Here is a 16,842-nt window from a genome sequence, read left to right on the forward strand (position 1 = left end):
TACCGGTCGGTCCCTGCCCCGCCGTACCGGTCGGTGCTGCCGGACGGCCTGTCAGGGCAGGGTCCAGAACCGGACCGTGACGAGGTAGAAGACCACCGCCCACAAGGCCACCACCGCCGCGACGACACCGAGGCCACGCAGGTCGGTCCTGGCCGCCGGTTCGTCCGGCGGTGGCCGCAGCCATCGCCCGAGCAGCGGGTTCACGTAGTAGGGCATCGTCAGGAAGCTCATGATGAAGCTGGACAGCAGGTTGCCCACGAGCAGGCCGATCCAGAGCCGCATGTGCAGCGGGGACAGGGCGAGGGTCAGCAGCACGACGGTCGGGTACAGGCCGACCCAGATGGCGAGGGAGGTCCTGGTCTCGGAGGGCGGCGGCGGCGCCTCCTTGCCGTTGCCCTCGAAGGCGAACCAGCTGCCGAACGAGTTGTCGATCGTGCGCAGTTTGAACTCGTTGAACTTCTCGCCCTCGGCCAGGACCTCCCGCCGCTGGGGCGACGTCAGCCAGGCGTCGAGGTGTTCGGCGCTGTCGTAGCGGTACAGCGTGGTCCATTCCTCCTGTAGCCCCTCGATGGGGCGGAACAGCTCGGTTCCGCGGAACCCCTCGAACTTGCTCTCCTCCTCGACCAGGCGGTGCTGCCAGGCGAGGAAGTCGTCGACCTGGTTCGCCAGGACGCGGTGGGTGACCACCACGGTGACCAGCGGATCCAGTGACTGGGTGCCGCTGCTGACCACCTGCTGGGTCGCCGGCCCGTCGAAGTACTTGGCGCCGACGTCGAGATACGTCTGCCTGGTCGCGCTGTTGATCCACGCCTGGAGATGCGGCACCGAGTCGAAGCGGTACACGACGACCCAATCGGGTTGCAGCGGTGTCGGCGGGGAGATCTCGGCGCCGAGGAACCCGGGGTAGTAGGCGGCCGCGGCGTTGAGGTCCTCCTGCCACTTCTCGAACTCCTGCGCTCTCCCGGGCAGGACCTTCTGGCCGATGATCGCGGTCGCCGCGGCGGCTACGTTCTTCCGGGTGTCCATGGTGCCTCACCCCGTCGACACCGACTGCTCCGCGGGGAGTCGGCCGTAAATGCGTTCCGGAGTCAGCGGCAGCGCCCGGTAGCGGACGCCCGTGGCGTCGTGCACCGCGTTCGCGAGCGCGGGGGCCACCGGGTTTATGCAGCACTCGGCCATCCCCTTCGCCCGCATCGGCCCCACCGAATCCGCCGAGCCCACCAGGAGGACCTCGGTCCGGGGGATGTCGGCGTAGGTGGGGATGCGGTAGTTGCGGAGGTTCGGGTTGGACATGACGCCACTGTCGTCGACCTGGTGGTTCTCGGTCAGCGCGAACCCGATCCCCTGCGCGACACCGCCCTCGATCTGCCCCCGGACCTGCACCGGGTTGATGATCACGCCGGCGTCCGCCGCGTGCACGCTGTACAGGATCCTTATCTCACCCGTCACGCGGTGCACGGCGACCCGGAACCCCTGGGTGTTGGAGGTGACGCTGCGGGGCGAGCCGTACGCCTTGCGTGCGGCGGTGAACCGGATCCCACGTGTGCGGGCCAGGGAGACGAGTTCGGCCAGCGACACCCGCCGGTCCCCGCACACGACACCGTCGCCGTCCATCGTGCACATCACGACATGGACGCCCGTGTGCGCCGCGGCGAACTCCAGGATGCGGTCGCGTACGGCGCCGGCCGCCCGCAGGACGGCGTTGCCCGCCACGAACAGGCCCGCGCTCGCGAAGGCGCCGGTGTCGAATCCCGTGCGGTCGGTGTCGGACTGCACCAGACGGATCCGGGACGGCGTCGTGCCCAGCTGATCGGCCGCGATCTGGACGTGGGCCGTGGAGGTTCCCTCCCCGAACTCGACGGTCCCGACGGCGAGTTCGTAGATGAGATCGTCGCCCAGCGTGACCCAGGCCTCGGAGAGGTGATCCGTCGGGGGCGCGGTCTCGTGCAGGGAACCGGCCACACCGGTTCCGACGAACCACTCGGCGCCGGGCGGCGGCCGGCCGGCCGTACGGGCCAGGGCGTCGTCCACCAGGTCGATGCACTTGGCGAGTCCGTCCTCGCTGAAGACCACGTCGTCGGGGCCGTCGTGCAGGGCGACCAGGGGGTCCCCCGGCCGCACGATGTTGCGCCGGCGCAGTTCCAGCGGATCGATGTGCAGGGCGCGGGCCAGTTCGTCCATCGCCGACTCCACGGCGAACGCCGGCTGCGTCATCCCGTATCCCCGCAGCGCCCCGCTCGGCACGGTGTTCGTGTAGACGGAGTACGCGTCGTATTTCTTGTGGGGGCAGCGGTAGATCATGACGGCGGCTCCGCCCGCGTACACCGTTTCGCCACCGTGGTTGCCGTAGGCGCCCGTGTTCGACACGTTGCGCACCTGGAAGGCGGTGAGCGTTCCGTCGGCCTTCGCGCCGAGCTTGACCGTCAGGGTCATCGGATGGCGTGGCGAGGCCGTGGTGAACTCCTCTTCACGGGTGAACTCCAGGCAGGTGGGCCGCCCGGTGTCCAGGGTGGCGAGCGCGACCAGGTCCTCCGTGATCACCTCCTGCTTGCCGCCGAATCCGCCGCCGACGCGCTTGCAGAACACCCTCAGCCGGTCCGGGCGCAGCGCGAACAGGTACTCCAGTTTGACCTTCGCGATCCACGGTGACTGCGAACTGGTGCGGACGTTCAGCCGGCCGTCCTCCATCCAGGCGATCGAGCCGTGGGTCTCCAGATGCGCGTGCTGCACGCGGGGTGAGAAGTAGGTGCCTTCGTGGATCACGTCGGCCGCGGCGAAACCCGCGTCGACGTCGCCGATGTGCGAGTGGAGTTCGACGAGGATGTTGTGGACGGGGTCGCGGACGAAGGGATCGTCGGAGCCGTGCAGCTGCGGCGCGCCGTCGGCCATCGCCGCTTCCGGGTCGAACACCGCCGGCAGCACCTCGTACTCGACCGCGAGCCGTCGGCAGCCCTCCTCGGCCGCACCGACCGTGTCGGCCAGGACCGCGGCGACGCGCTGGCCGGCGAAGCGGACGGTGTCGTCGAGGATGTAGGTGTCGTCCGGGTCGACCAGGTGGTCGGTGTGGATGGCCGTGGTGAAGCGTCTGCGGGGTACGTCCTGCCAGGTGTAGACCCGGTGCACGCCGGGCACCGCGAGGGCCGCGCTCTTGTCGACCGACAGGATCCGCGCGTGTGCGTGGGGCGAGTGCAGCACCTTGAGGTGCAGCATGCCGTCGATCTGCGTGTCCATGGTGAACTCGGCGTGCCCCGTCACGACGTCGTGCCCCGCGGGCGCGCCGACGCTCGTCCCGACGGCCCTGCCCGGTGCGGCCGTCTCCACCGCACCGACGCCCTTCACGGCGTCCTCGATCGCCCGGTATCCGGTGCAGCGGCAGAGGTTGCCCTTCAGCGCCCGGGGCAGATCCGCCTTCTGTGCCTCGGTGAAGGTCGCCGACGTCATGATCATCCCTGCGGTGCAGAAACCGCACTGGAACCCCGGGGCGTCCTCGAACTGCCGCTGCATGGGGTGCGGGGCGCCGGGGCGTCCGAGGCCCTCGATGGTGGTCACCTCCCGGCCGTCCGCACGGAACGCGGGGGTGATGCAGCTGTGTACCGGTGCGCCGTCCAGCCACACCGTGCAGGCGCCGCAGTCGCCCGCGTCGCACCCCTTCTTGACGCCGAAGTGGCCGAGTTGGCGCAGGAAGGTGCGCAGGCACTGGCCGGGGGCCGGCTCCCGGTCGAATTTCCTGCCGTTCACGAGGTAGCTCATGCCAGGTCCCCAGCCGTGAGTTCGCGGCGGATCTCCTCGGCGAAGTACCGTGTCAGATGCCGACGGTGGTCAGGGGTTCCGTTGGGATCGGCGAACCAGACGTCGGCCGGGACGGCGTCGATGCTCTGCCGCAGGGTGCGGGCGTCGGGCAGCGAGTCGAAGGCCATGCGGACCGGCCGCGTGGTGCCGGCGGTGACGGTGAGGAGCAGGTCGTCCGCGCCCAGCCGTTGCGTGCCGACGAGGAACACCGTCGAACGGCCGAGCCGGGTGAGCGTGAAGCGGCGGTGCGCGGTGCGTTTGCGCAGCGCGTGTTCCGGGACGGTGACGCGCCGGAGGATCTCCCCGGGAGCGAGGACGTTGCGGTGGTCGCCGGCGACGAAGTCGAGGGCGTCGACGAACCGCACGGACCCGTCGGGGGCCCAGAGTTCGTACCGCGCCTCCAGCGCGACCGTCAACGTGATCATCGGGCCGGCGGGCAACGACAGGCAGATGTTGCCGCCCACGGTCGCCGCGTTCCAGACCTTGAACGAGGACAGGAATGCCTCGCAGCTTTTCCGGAAGAGAATTCCGGCGGTCCAGCCTTCCGGCCACGGGAAGACGTAGAGGTCGCGAATGGTGCATGTGGCGCTGATCTCCAGGCCCTCGCCCGTCGGGACAAGGGGCTCCCAGGGCAATGCCGTCAGGTCGATCAGCCGTCGCAGGTCCGGCTGCTCCGTGGAATAGAGCCAAGTTCCGCCTGCGAGCCAGGCGTCGCCCTCGTGCCAGTCCCCGCCTGGCCGCTCGGACGGCCGCCGGATTACTTCGGTGATGGTGTTGAGGTCCATGAAAACCGACCTACGGGAGAACGGACCCGCAAAATACAACTGTGCCCCGCGACTGCTGGACTTGTTCTCCGCAGACCGGGCGATTATCGGCCGTTATTCCCCCCGGCGTTCGACCGAAAGGCGAGGGACCGGCGGGCACAGCACTTTTCTCACACTTTATCGCAGCACACGGGCGACGGCCCGAGGGCGAGGAAAGCCGAGAGTAATCGACCCGCTCCCGACAGTCACTTGGCGTTCATCGGGTCTCCTCCCGGTCGAGGCCGGCCGCCTCGGCGGTCGCCGCTGATCGGCTCCGGCGCAAGCCGTTCAGGGCCGGAACCGGGTGCCCCGCGGCGGCGTCTCTGCCGCCGCAAGTGGAGAGCACCGTCGGCACCGACCATCTGAGGGAGCTTCCGCGATGACCTGGAGAACTTCGAGAACCTGGCAAACCTGGAGAACCTGGAGAACCTGGCGAGCACTGATCGCGAGTCTGGCCGTGCTCGTCGGCCTGACCGCCGCCGGAACGTCACCCGCCTTCGCCGGCATAGACGCCCGGGATCCCCACATCGACCAGCACTGCGGCACAGACACCATCGGGAGCGGTACGACGACCATCGCCGTACCCGTGGACCGGCTCAGCGTGAACCTGGAAGCCATCGGGCACGACCCCGCCGGGTCCAAGATCACCGTCGTCTACACCATCCCCGGAACCAGCAAGTACGGCACCCTCTTCGGCCAGTACGACCCCGTCAGGGGAAACGCCACCTTCAACTACACGATCGACTACCCACCCGCGGACTCGACGCTGAGCATCAGTTTCGAGATCGCCTGGACCGACGGCACCTACTACAGCAACACGCTGACCCAACCCCTGCTCCACTGCACGCGGGACAACCCGAGCGAGGCCGACAAGAGGTGGTGGCCGGACTTCGCCCCCACCACCGTGTTCCAGCAGTGCACCACCGTCGGCAAATGGCCGTTCTCCGTCCGCGCGGTGGACGTGACCGTGCACCGCTCGCACGACGGGCCCGGCCTCGCGGGGATGCAGGTCTGGACCGACTACTGGATCCCTGGCAAGAAGGGCTACACCTCGGGAGCGTCCGGCGTCACCGATCCCACCGGTGACGCCTGGCAGACGTTCAGGCTGGTCGCCCCACCCACCGGCGCCGAACTCGACATCCTGTCGAGCTACCGGGACTCCTACCCCTTCACCTACCCCGTGCACACCTGGGTTCCGATCGCCTGCTGACCGGACGGAGCGACCGGGGCGTGCCCCTCCTCGGCCCGGTGAGCCACCCACCGGCACCCGAGCCGGATACTGCCCCAGGAGGAAACGTCCCTGACCGGGCAGGAGCGCGAGACGCCCGGCCATCAGGGAAGGAGCTGCCGGTGACAACGCCCGTCCCGGCCGCAGTGACGATCAGCCGCCGTAAACACCGGGGCCCGGGCGACGGCGGTGGGGATCACCGTCGTCGTCCGGGCCGGGGCTTGCAGATCAGGCGGTGCGCCTGAGCGGGGGTGCGCCGGAGCGCGGGTGCGCGTCAACGCGGGTGTGCCTGAGTGGGGGTGCGCTGAGTGGGGGTGCGCTGAGTTGCCGGTGCGCTTGGCGCCGGTGCGTCGCGGGTGGCGCGTGCGTGCGTCAGGCGACCTTGACCGCGCTCCAGGCGGCCGCCACCGTGGCGTACTCGGGGCTGGAGGCGCCGTACAGGTCCCTGGCCGCGTTCAGGGTCGCGGTGCGGGCGCCCTTGTAGTCCGTGGTGGAGGTCATGTAGACGGTCAGCGCCCGGTACCAGATGGCGGATGCCTTCTTGTTGCCGATGCCGGTGACGGTGGAGCCGTTGCAGGTGGGGCTGTTGTAGGAGACGCCGTTGATGGTCTTGGCGCCGCTGCCCTCGCTCGCGAGGTAGAACCAGTGGTTGCCGACGCCCGAGGAGTAGTGCACGTCGAGCCGGCCGACCGACTTCGACCAGCAGTCGGCGGAGCCGCCGTCCAGGGACGGCTTGTCGAAGCGGCGCAGCCACGGCGGGGTGGACTGGTCGCTGAAGAGGTAGTCGGGGGTGTCGACCGGGTTGTTCGCGTACCACTCGACCATGGTGCCGAGGATGTCGCTGGTGGCCTCGTTCAGGCCGCCGGACTCACCGCTGTAGCGCAGGTTGGCGGTGGCCGAGGTGACGCCGTGGGTCATCTCGTGGCCCATGGTGTCGAGGTCCACCTGCTCGGGGTCGTTGGTGCCGTCGCCGTCGCCGGTCAGCATGCAGAAGCAGGTGTCCGACCACTGGGCGTTGTCCCAGTTGGTGCCGACGTGGACGAAGACGGTGGCGCCGCGGCCGTCGTTCTTGATGCCGTTGCGGCCGAAGGTCGTCTTGTAGTAGTCGAAAGTCTCCGCGGTGTTGACGTGTGCGTCGACGGCGGCGGTGGAGCGGTCGGTGGAGAACTTCCTGCCGTCGCCCCAGGTGTTGTCGGCGTCGGTGAACAGGGTGCCGGAGGAGCTCTTCACGGACGAGGACGAGAGGTTGTGCGCGTCCTTGGTGATGTGGCCGCGCACCGGGTCGATCAGGGCGAAGGTGCCGTCGGCCTGCTGGGTGGTGTCGATGCCGACGTCACCGGTGTACTCGGAGTGGCCGGTGCCGGTGGCCTCGCGCTCGGCGTCGTAGTTCTCGATCGCCGCGCCGGTGGTGGCGTCGGTGACGAAGACCCTACCGTGCGGCTGGCCCTTGTCGCCGAGGCCCTGCACGGTGGTGCGCCAGGCCAGGCGCGGGGTGCCGTCGGCGGCCCACACGACCAGCTCGGGGGTGGCCTTGGCGTTGCGTACCAGCCCGTGCGAGCGCTTCAGGGCGCCGGCCGCGGTGCCCTTGGCGCCGACGTGGGGAACGACGGACTTGAGCGCCACCGTGTGGGCCTTGGCGCGGGTGGATCCCTTGAGCGAGCCGTCGGCCTTCTGGTGGACGACGAAGTCTCCGCCGACGACGGGGAGGCCGCGGTAGGTCCGCTCGAAGCGGACGTGCTGGGTGCCGTCGGCGTCGATGACGACGTCCTTGACGTGGAGCTTCTGGCCCGCGCCGAAACCGAAGGCGCCGGCGTGCCGGGTCACGTTCGCCTTGGCCTGGGATATCGCCGTGTCGCGGTCGGAGTTGCCGTGCTGCACCGCATGGGGCTGCGAGTACGCCGGTATGGCCATCGCTCCTGTGGTGATGACGCCGGCGGCGACCATCGCGGAAAGGGCAAGAAGAGGACGGGGCATGACGGGGTGATTCCTTCGCTCGTCGTGGGGTGACGACGTCCTGGGACGTTGACGCGAAGTGTTCACCAGGTGACATGTGCCTGACGTGACTCCATCTGGGATATAACGGCGGAGCTATAGGGGATCGGGGTCCGGGCGCCGGCCGGTCACCTGCTCTCGCCGAGGGCGAACTGCTCGCCGCCGTCCTCCCACCAGGCCAGATACCGCGGCCGCTGCCGCACCAGCGACAGATAGGCGGCCAGCAGACGCGCGCTCGCCGCGTCGGCAAGCTCGGGCGGAACCGATTCGGTGTTCCAGGCGAGGAGCAGCCGCCGGTGCAACGGGACGTCCACGAGCGGCCGTTGCACCGTTCCCTGGGGTGAGACGTCGGCGGTCGGCCATACGCCGCAGACGGCGCGCCCGCCGGCGACCAGGATCTGCGCCACGGACAGGTCGGGGGTCACATGGGTGATACGCGGAGTGAATCCCGCCGACTGGCAGGTGAGATGCAGGTACGCGTGGACACCGCTCTCGTCGGCCTCCGGCATGACCCACTCCTCGCCCGCCAGCTCATGGAGGCCGACCCTCTCCTGGCGAGCCAGCGGGTGGTCCTCGGCGAGCAGGACGAAGACCGGCTCACGGAGCAGCGTGCGTGTCGCCACCGACTCGCCGACCGGAAGGGGGAAGCCGGGGAACTCGCCGAACACCGCGATGTCGCATTTCGACAGACTCAGCGACTTCACCAGACTGCGCACCGAACGCCGGGCATCTATGGTGAGCCGGCGTTCCGGTACGAGTTCGAAGAGGGCTGAGACCAGCAGGGACACCAGGGGGCCGGCGGTTCCGCCCGCCCTCAGAGGGGTGGCGGCCTCCCGGTCCGCCTCGGCCGCCGCTCGCGCGTACTCGCGCAGCCGGTCGAAGCCGACGACGAGGTCACGGGCGCAGCGCAGGACGTACTGACCGTTCTCGTTCGGCGTCACGCCGTCGACACTGCGGGTGAAGAGCGGGCCGCCCAATTCGTGTTCTATCCGCTTGAGCTGAGCGCTCGTGGCCGGCTGGGAAAGCTGGAGCCGTGCGGCGGCCTTGCGGATGCTGCCGGACTCGGCAACCGTGAGAAGGACACGGAGGTGCCGGAATTCGAGGTGCATGGACATCCCCCGCTCAGCGCGGAGGGACCCGTACACCCCCCGTGACCAGCAGAACCTTCTGCCCGGGGGCATGGTGACCAAGAATCCGATGGACTCGTGAGGGGTGGCAACCCCCAGACGGTAAAAACCTGCGCCCGAACGCCGGGACGTCCCGCCGACATCACGTCATGAATCCCCACATCCCATTACCTTTCACACGGCCGTCCTCGCCACTGGCAGCCCCTTGGGCTGACGAGGACCCACACATTCACGCCACGCGTGCCAGCAGGCAGGCGACACGGGCACACACCGGCCCGCCACACCGCGCACCACGAAGCAGCTTGGCGTTTCAGTACCGCACCACCGACATGAGCCACCGGATCACCCGGCGCGAGAAGCTCCGGCAGGAACGACTCGATGCCTACTCCGCCTACGCCGGCGCGCCTTGGTGAACTACCGAGGCTGCCTGGTTCACCTCTGGCTCCTCGAGCACGAGCAGCCACCACCGGAGGACCCGGAAGCAGTCCGCGTTCGCTCCTACGGCCTGCGCTCCGCTGGCGGATCGAGCACGACTACCGCGAGCTCAAACACAGCCTGGGCCTGGACCGCTTCGAGGGCCGCACCTGGCGCGGCTGGCACCACCACATGTCTCCCTCGTCACCGCCGCCCAGACCTTCCTCACCCTCCGGTGGCTCAACCCAGACGCCGGCCTGACCCTCCACCAAGTCCTCGACGCTCTCCAGGACTGCTGAGGTGCTGGACCGGCACCTGCACCACCTGCGGCCCGACCCCTGCCGACCAGCAGAAGAAGAACCTAACGAAGCGCTACTGGAGCTGGGTCTCTCAAACCGATCACACCAGCAGCACAAATGCGGCTATCGTCCAGACATGGATGATTCCCTCTCGTTTGAGAGCTTCTACGAGGGCGCCAAGAAGGTCGCGCACCGGGCAATGGAAGACCACGGGCGCGGTGAGTACGACGAATTCGCACTCCACGCTGGAGTTGCGATCGAGCGGCTCGCAAAGGCCGTCCTGGTCTCGAGGAATCCGATCTACATCATTGAGGTCAGGGGCAATGTCAGCACAGACATGCTGTTCCACATGGGCGGCCACCGAGAGGCGAAGAAGATCCGCACGATCGGGGCGTCAGAGGCCATTGCTCGCCTACGAACCCTGGAGGTCCTCGCTCCAGACAAGGGTCTGGACGCGCTCATCGATGTACGGAACGGCGTAGCCCACACAGGCAGCGGGGACGAGGCAAAGGCGTTCCTGCCGACCCTCGCCGAGACCGTCGAGACAATGCTGAATGACCTTGGAGGTCCGCTAGACGCCTTCTGGGGTCGGTGGACGGCCACTGCCCGCATGGCCGTAGACAACAGGCGCAGCGAGGTCTCTCGGGACGTTCAGGTCCGGATCGGGCAGGCGAGGCATCGTTACGATGATCGGTTCTCCAACCTCCCTGACCACGTTCAGGAGCGCCTCAAGATCGAGCAGCTACGGCTGAAAAGCTTTTCCGTGGGCCAAACGAGGGACGGTCTCCAGATCGGCAGTAGCGAGAGGTGTCCCGCCTGCGGAAGCGCCGGCCACGTTCTCTCAGTGAACCAGGGCACACCAGAAAATCCGGACTTCGCGGTTGTCGCACTGCGTTGCTCCATGTGTCACCTTCAGCTCGCCACACGAGATGAGCTTGTGGCGGCTGGCATCGATGTCGAAAGTACCGACGAGCAAGTGGCACGCAAGGCCACGGAATTCTTCGGTGGTCTGATGCCATCGGAAGCGACGCTTCAGGCGATGGTGGAGCAGTACCTGAACGACGACTTTGACGATTTGGACTGATCACCCAAGGCCCCGCCTCTCGGCCTGGGCCTTGGCATACCCCCACAGCGTCGGACCTCCCTGCACCCACCCCTGCAGGCCATCGCTCGACGGCTGCCGCAAAGCGGCCGGCAGGCCGTCTGCCCCCCGTCATGTTTTCTGCGGTCCTGCAAGAGGGCCGCTGGCCTCCGAGGCCAGCATGGCTGGTCCCCCATGTCGAACGCATGACCTGGGGGGGGGTGGTGTCACCGGGCCCGAGAGGCGCCGTTGGAGACGCTGATGAGAGGTCCGACCACCGCCTGGCCCGGCGCAATGTCCGGCCGCTTGCGGGCGGCAGGTCTGCATAACGTGGATGCGCGCACGACGCCAACGCCCAGGCCAGCACGCATGACATCCGTTCGGGAGGACGGCTTGAACGACAGCGACGAGATAGGCGTCTTCCTCGGCCTGGATGTCGGCAAGACCGCCCATCACGGGCACGGCCTCACCCCGGCCGGGAAGAAGGTCTTCGACAAGCAACTGCCCAGCACCGAACCGAAGCTGCGGGACGTCTTCGAGAAGGTGACCGGCTGGACGACAGGGTGCGGATCACCGAAGTCAGGGGCCCGGCCTCTTCCCCGCGCCGGGCGCCGCCATGATGTGAGGGCGACCAAGTCGTCGCTGGCGGTCCAGTAGGCACGGCAGGCCTTCAGCTCAGGGCGGAGGCCGTGTCGGCCTGATTCCTTGTCGGCGAAAGATGCGGCGTCGGCCGGCCCCTCGGACTCGGGTCGAGGTGCTGGGGGTGTCAGGACACGCAGGCAGCGGCGGCGCTGGGCAACAATTCGCTCGGCGGCCACGCTCTAGTTGTGCTGATGGCATCAAAGTCATGGTGATCACCGGTACTGCCACCCGCCCACACCGCAGCGAGCGATGCGCTGTTTCCGCTGCTCGGGCAGCCCGACGTTGGCCGTCCGGGGCGACAGAGGGCCGCGACCTCAAAGCCGCATCCGAGTCCGATCAACAATGCGTCAGCCGGATTCGGCCGAGCCTCCGGGATACACCCGCCTTCGCCTGGACGCCTTAAACAGCGGCGCGGAAGCGGCTACGATCACCCGTCGACGAGCGACGGGGGGCCTGAGCCGTGGATGAGGGACAGTTAGGGCGACGTAGCGCGGACGACGTCAAGGGGCGCCGTGTCGGGCCGTACGTCCTGGAACGGATGCTCGGCGAAGGGGGGATGGGAGAGGTCTGTCTCGCCCGGCGGGCCGACTCGCCCGAGGGGCCTCCCGTGGCACTGAAGACCGTACACGCCCGTCTGGCCCGCGACCCTGACTTTCTGGCCCGGTTCCGGCGCGAGGTGGCCGCCGCTCGGGAGGTCGAAAGTCCGTTCGTGGTGCCACTGGTCGACGCCGACACCGACACCGCCGAACCCTGGCTGGCGACCGTCTTCGTACCCGGCCCGACACTCGCCGACGCGGTCCGGTCGTCCGGCCCGTTACCGGAAGACCGGCTGCGCGAGCTCGGCCGTGCGCTGGCCGGTGCGCTGATGGACATACACGGTGCCGGCTTGGTGCACCGCGACTTCAAGCCGTCCAACGTGTTGCTGCATCCGGACAAGGGAGCCCAGGTGATCGACCTGGGTATCGCGCGTGCCGTGGACGGGACACGGCTGACGGCGACCGGTCTCGTGGTCGGCTCAGCAGGCTTCATGGCCCCCGAGCAGCTTACGGGTGACGGCGCGCGGCCGCCGAGCGACGTGTTCGCGCTGGGCGCGGTACTCGCGTACGCGGCAACTGGAAGACAGCCGTTCGGTGGCGGGCCCGCGCACCGGGTCGGCCACCGAACGCTGACCGAGGAGCCGGACCTCGTCGGGGCCCCGGCCGCGCTGCTGCCGCTGCTGGCCTCCTGTCTCGCCAAGGACCCTGCGCGGCGGCCCACGCCACGCCTGATCAGGGACGCGCTCACCGGCCCCGCTCCGGAGACGGAGCCCGTCGCGGATCCGGCGGTGTCGCCTGGCCCGGGAACGTCGTCGGCCTTGGGCGAGCCGGTCGGCGGCCGGCCGTTCCGTCCCTCTCCCGCGTCCACGCCGGTATCCGCGTCCGCTCCGGGTCGTCGGCGGGTCCGCGGCCGGGTCGCGCTCATCGCGGGAACCCTGGCCGTAGTCGTCTCGGGTGCCTTGACCGTGGGCCTCCTGGTTCTGCGCGGCGGCGACGCCCCGTCCGCCGGCGGAAGTACCGGGGACCGGGCGACAGCCCGGCCGTCGCCCTCAGTCCCCGCGCTCGCCGAACCGGTCAGCGGTCTCGGCCCGGCCGTCCCCCGGGGCGTCTGGTCGCGGTCCTGGCAGGACACCGTGATCCTCCACGAGACCAACGAGGCGGAGTACGACAAGGCGACGGAGAACGGCAACGCGTATGCCGTCGAAGCCTGGCTCACCGACCGTGTGTTCGCCCGCGTCGGACGCCGCTCGGTCCAGGGACTGTCCCCCGACACGGGCCGGGTCCTGTGGACCCTGAAGCCGCCGGTCCGGGGAATGGTGCCCTGTGCGGCCTCGCGCACCGCACCGGGCGGTGTCGGAGCCGTGATCTTCGGCCCGGCCGACGAGAAGGGGGAGAACAACGGAACCGCCGACTGCGACCGCGTCGTCGCGGTGGACCTGGCGTCCGGCACCTCTTTGTGGGAGCGCCGCCGACCGGGTGACATATATGCGACCGATGGCATCGACTCGGACGTCCTCGGCGTCACCGGAGACCGCGTAGTGGTCATGACCGGCGATCTGGTGACGGCGTGGCGCCTGCGTGACGGGGCCCCCGCCTGGTCGCACAGGGGCAGCCGCGATGCCTGCGTGATCAACGGCATGGTGGTGGGGCAGTCCAGTGTCGTAGAAGCGCTGACCTGCCCCGCGACGGAGGAGTCCCGGCGGAACGGCCGTCCCACGACGGTCCGTTCGGTGAACGCCGGCGACGGCCGTATTCGCTGGACCTCCAGGGTCCCTGACGACGTACCCGTGGCACGGCTGGAGACGGCGGAGCCCCCGGTCATCAGTCTGCCCGGACCGGTCGCCGACATCGAGGGCCCCATGATGGTCTTCAGCAACGACGGGAAGCCGGGTCCGCTGCTCCGCGAGGCACAGCCGCAGGGCACGCTCGGGATCTGGACGCGCAACCGCTTCCAGCTCACCCCCGCCTTCTTCGGATGGCGTGACACCGTCGTCACCCTCACCCAGTACAACGACGACCGGCAGTCGGGCACGGACGGGGTCGTTGCCCTCGACTCCCGTACCGGGAAGATCCGCTGGCACCGGCCGGCGCCCAGCGGCGGCCGACCGGTGATCGCGGGGGTGGACGACCGCGGTGTGCTGGTGGTCCATGTGACGGAACCGGGTACGACCGCTCTGGTCCGCTACGCGCTGGACGACGGTACGCCCACGGCAGTCGGGGAACTTCCCCGGCTGCCGGACCGGGCGGAGTTCGACGGCGTCCGCCTGTACGGGGACAGGCTCGCGCTGATGACCGGTCAGCACAACCTGCTGACCAAGGGAGTGATGATGTTCCGGGCATCAGGGAGCCGGTCGTGAACGAGGGGACGGCCCCGCTGGCGCCGGAGGACCCGGAGCGCATAGGCCGCTACCGGATCCTCGGCCGACTCGGGCAGGGCGGCATGGGGCGGGTGTTCCTCGCCGAGGACGCCGAGGGGCACCGGGTCGCGGTCAAGCTGGTCCACGCGGAGTTCACCGCCGACCCGGAGTTCCGCAGGCGTTTCGGGCGCGAGGTGGAGGCGGCGGGAAAGGTCCTCAGCTTCTTCACCGTGCCACTGGTCGACTCCGAGGCCGACGCGGAGACCCCGTGGCTCGCCACTCAGTACGTCTCCGGCCCTTCGCTGAGCGCCGCCGTGCGCCGCGACGGGCCGCTGCCCGTCGACCGGCTGTGCTCGCTCGCCGCGGCACTCGGCGAGGCGCTCATCGTCATCCACGCGGCGGGCATCGTGCACCGGGACCTCAAACCGTCCAACGTGCTGCTGGCCGACGACGGACCCAGAGTGATCGACTTCGGCATCGCCAGGGCGGCGGACTCGGAGGAACTCACACGCGCCGGCCACGCGCTGGGCACCTTGGGCTACGCACCACCCGAACAGGTCGTCGCCGAGGAGCCGGTCGGTGCGGCAGGGGACGTCTTCTCCCTCGGAGGGGTGATGCTGTACGCGGCGACGGGCCGCCAACCCTTCGGCGACGCTCCACCGGCGGTACTGGCGTACCGGACGGTGTACGAGGAACCCGACATCGACGGCGTGCCCGAGGAACTGACCGTGCTCGTACGGCGCTGCCTGGCCAAGGACCCCGCCTCAAGGCCCACGCCGCGTGAGGTGATCGCCGCCGCCCGTGCCGCCCAGTCGCGGGTACGGGACGGCTCTCCGGCCCCCGCACGCGCGGCCGAAGAGCCCACGTCGTACCGCATCGCCCCGCCCGCGCCCGTGTCCCCGCCTGCGCCCTCGCCCGTCCCGGAGTCCGGGCCGGAGTCCGGGCCGGAGTCCGGGCCGGAGGAGCCGCGTCGGCGCCGCCGCGGGGTGCTCACCGCCGCGGCCGTCGCGGTCGCCGTCGCCGCGCTGGCCGTCGCGGGCGCGATCTACCTGCCGGACCGGGGTGGCGACAAGCAGAGCGCGGGCGGCGGAACCAGCGGGCGCGCCGGCATCGGTCCCGCCGCCGAGGGCGCCGACCCGCTCCCGGACGTCACGGCGAAGGGCGACCGCCGGGCCGTGTGGACCGCACAGCGGGGCATCTCCGAAGTCGACTCGGAGGTCATGGGCGCCTGGCTGACCCCCAAGACACTGGTACGCATCGACGCCTCCGGGATCCGCGCCTTCGCCTCGCGTACCGGAACATCCGAATGGACCGTCGCACCGCCCGCCAAGGGCCTCGTTCCCTGCGGGGCCTCGGACGCCGGTACGGCGACCAGCGGCGCTGTGGGACTCGTCCGGTTCGGCAGGGCCTACACCTCGCCGGCCGCATGCGACGTCGCCGCGGCCCTGGACAGCGCCACCGGCAAGCTGTTGTGGCACCGCCGGGTCGGTGAGGCACCCATGGCCGTGGCGTCGGTGTCCGGCGACATCATGGTGGTGTCCGGCGAGAAGGGCATCCTCGGCCTGGACCGGGCCACCGGCGCCCACATCTGGACGTACCCCTGGACCCGGGGGGACTGCGAAGTGGACGACGCGGTTCCCGGTGTGCGTACGGTCGCCGTGTCCGACACGTGCGACCGGGAGGACACCGACACCGAACGCGTCGTCGAACTCGACATCGCCACCGGCAAGGTTCGCACCACCCATGAGATCGAGCGAAGCGGAGCGACAGCCGCCAGGGTCGTGGCGGCCGAGCCTGTCGTGGCCCGGTACACCGACGTGTCCGGTGACGACTTTCTGCGCGTTCTCACCTCCGAAGGGGGAAAGCCACTGGACCTGCCGGTCAAGCAGTCCTTCGGCACCTTGAGCCTGAACGGGTCTCTCGTCGCGAAGGGGGTGCTGGTGACGGAGGCGGAGTCGGGTCCGGGCGGCACGGCACGGGGACTGGTGGCCATCGACCTCACCACGGGGAAGGTCCGCTGGCACACCGGGATGCGGGAGGAGGTCCTGGAACTCGAACCACTGCGAATCCAGGGCGACTCGGTGTACATCGTGGAGGGTGAGGACACCGACGGTCCGGCCAATTGGTCGTACACGGTGCGGCGCCGCTCCCTGGCCGACGGCACCGTCACCGAGAGCGGCCAGCTCCCCGCCCCCTACCTGCGCAACCACCCCGACCGGCTACTCGCCTCCGGAGGCTTGGTCGTCCAGGTCAACACCTCCGACAAGTACGGCCTCGCAGCCTTCGACACCGCGCCGGACGACGGTTCGTGACCATCGGGGACCGCGAGGGCACAGCGCTTCCCATCCGCCCGTGCCGGGCTCGTGGCAGCCGCCTACCAACCCGCTCTGGCGGTGCTTGCCGCCCTGCCGCCTATGGCAGTGAGGTGGTGAACGGGTAGAAGTGTGCGGGCGTGGTCGGTCTGCAGATCGGGGTGCCAGGCGACGCCCCTCCAGCAGATCGGCGGACGGATCGCCGCACACCGTGGTGACCAGCTCGTTCCGGCTCGGATACCTGGCAAACCACCGGGCGGCG

At 69.6% G+C, this 16,842-nt stretch carries 10 protein-coding genes and 1 pseudogene; 6 read left to right on the plus strand and 5 right to left on the minus strand.

From position 1 onward, the window contains the following. Positions 1-51: 51 nt before the first annotated feature. The 3 genes from JK361_RS18370 to JK361_RS18380 are packed head-to-tail and all read right to left on the minus strand — an operon-like array spanning position 52 to position 4,574. Complete coding sequence (locus JK361_RS18370) at positions 52-1,026, minus strand: antibiotic biosynthesis monooxygenase (RefSeq protein WP_201819181.1); 975 nt, start codon at positions 1,024-1,026, stop codon at positions 52-54. Between the two features lie 6 nt (positions 1,027-1,032). Further along, a complete protein-coding gene (locus JK361_RS18375) occupies positions 1,033-3,750 on the minus strand; it encodes a molybdopterin-dependent oxidoreductase (protein ID WP_201819189.1) in 2,718 nt (905 codons plus the stop codon). Then, positions 3,747-4,574 carry an FAD binding domain-containing protein gene (locus tag JK361_RS18380; RefSeq protein ID WP_201819191.1) on the minus strand — a complete coding sequence of 276 codons (828 nt, stop codon included), beginning with the start codon at positions 4,572-4,574 and terminating at the stop codon, positions 3,747-3,749. The genes JK361_RS18375 and JK361_RS18380 overlap by 4 nt, the downstream gene beginning before the upstream one ends. A gap of 397 nt (positions 4,575-4,971) precedes the next feature. On the opposite strand from JK361_RS18380, the gene JK361_RS18385 reads away from it, so the two are divergent. Continuing rightward, entirely contained in the window at positions 4,972-5,802 is an 831-nt protein-coding gene (locus JK361_RS18385; protein WP_201819193.1) for a hypothetical protein, read from the plus strand. 390 nt (positions 5,803-6,192) lie between these two features. On the opposite strand, the gene JK361_RS18390 is transcribed toward JK361_RS18385, so the two are convergent. Then, the gene (locus JK361_RS18390) at positions 6,193-7,794 is read right to left on the minus strand and encodes a M4 family metallopeptidase (protein ID WP_201819195.1); all 1,602 of its coding nucleotides are present in this window, start codon (positions 7,792-7,794) and stop codon (positions 6,193-6,195) included. 146 nt (positions 7,795-7,940) lie between these two features. Continuing rightward, positions 7,941-8,921, minus strand: a complete 981-nt coding sequence (locus JK361_RS18395) for a LysR family transcriptional regulator (RefSeq protein WP_201819197.1) — start codon at positions 8,919-8,921, stop codon at positions 7,941-7,943. A 427-nt stretch (positions 8,922-9,348) separates the two neighbouring features. Here JK361_RS18395 and JK361_RS42950 point away from each other — a divergent pair, with 427 nt between their 5' ends. The 5 genes and pseudogenes from JK361_RS42950 (at position 9,349) to JK361_RS18420 (ending at position 16,580) form a co-directional block, all read left to right on the plus strand. Then, positions 9,349-10,134, plus strand: a complete 786-nt coding sequence (locus JK361_RS42950; protein ID WP_504739909.1) for a hypothetical protein — start codon at positions 9,349-9,351, stop codon at positions 10,132-10,134. A gap of 128 nt (positions 10,135-10,262) precedes the next feature. Continuing rightward, positions 10,263-10,736 carry a hypothetical protein gene (locus JK361_RS42955; RefSeq protein ID WP_504739908.1) on the plus strand — a complete coding sequence of 158 codons (474 nt, stop codon included), beginning with the start codon at positions 10,263-10,265 and terminating at the stop codon, positions 10,734-10,736. Between the two features lie 366 nt (positions 10,737-11,102). Next, positions 11,103-11,282, plus strand: a pseudogene (locus tag JK361_RS18410) (IS110 family transposase); the annotation flags it as partial. A gap of 553 nt (positions 11,283-11,835) precedes the next feature. Then, positions 11,836-14,268, plus strand: a complete 2,433-nt coding sequence (locus tag JK361_RS18415; RefSeq protein ID WP_307787269.1) for a protein kinase domain-containing protein — start codon at positions 11,836-11,838, stop codon at positions 14,266-14,268. Further along, positions 14,265-16,580: a serine/threonine-protein kinase gene (locus JK361_RS18420; protein WP_201819214.1), complete on the plus strand. Its 2,316-nt coding sequence runs from the start codon at positions 14,265-14,267 to the stop codon at positions 16,578-16,580. The genes JK361_RS18415 and JK361_RS18420 overlap by 4 nt, the downstream gene beginning before the upstream one ends. Positions 16,581-16,842 lie beyond the last annotated feature (262 nt).

The sequence above is a fragment of the Streptomyces musisoli genome (genome assembly GCF_016741855.1).
In the GTDB taxonomy this organism is placed as follows: domain Bacteria; phylum Actinomycetota; class Actinomycetes; order Streptomycetales; family Streptomycetaceae; genus Streptomyces; species Streptomyces musisoli.

Coding starts and splice junctions, on each gene's coding strand:
- JK361_RS18370 (WP_201819181.1), bottom strand. CDS start 1,026: ATGGACACCCGGAAGAACGTAGCCGCCGCGGCGACCGCGATCATCGGC.
- JK361_RS18375 (WP_201819189.1), bottom strand. CDS start 3,750: ATGAGCTACCTCGTGAACGGCAGGAAATTCGACCGGGAGCCGGCCCCC.
- JK361_RS18380 (WP_201819191.1), bottom strand. CDS start 4,574: ATGGACCTCAACACCATCACCGAAGTAATCCGGCGGCCGTCCGAGCGG.
- JK361_RS18385 (WP_201819193.1), top strand. CDS start 4,972: ATGACCTGGAGAACTTCGAGAACCTGGCAAACCTGGAGAACCTGGAGA.
- JK361_RS18390 (WP_201819195.1), bottom strand. CDS start 7,794: ATGCCCCGTCCTCTTCTTGCCCTTTCCGCGATGGTCGCCGCCGGCGTC.
- JK361_RS18395 (WP_201819197.1), bottom strand. CDS start 8,921: ATGCACCTCGAATTCCGGCACCTCCGTGTCCTTCTCACGGTTGCCGAG.
- JK361_RS42955 (WP_504739908.1), top strand. CDS start 10,263: ATGGCCGTAGACAACAGGCGCAGCGAGGTCTCTCGGGACGTTCAGGTC.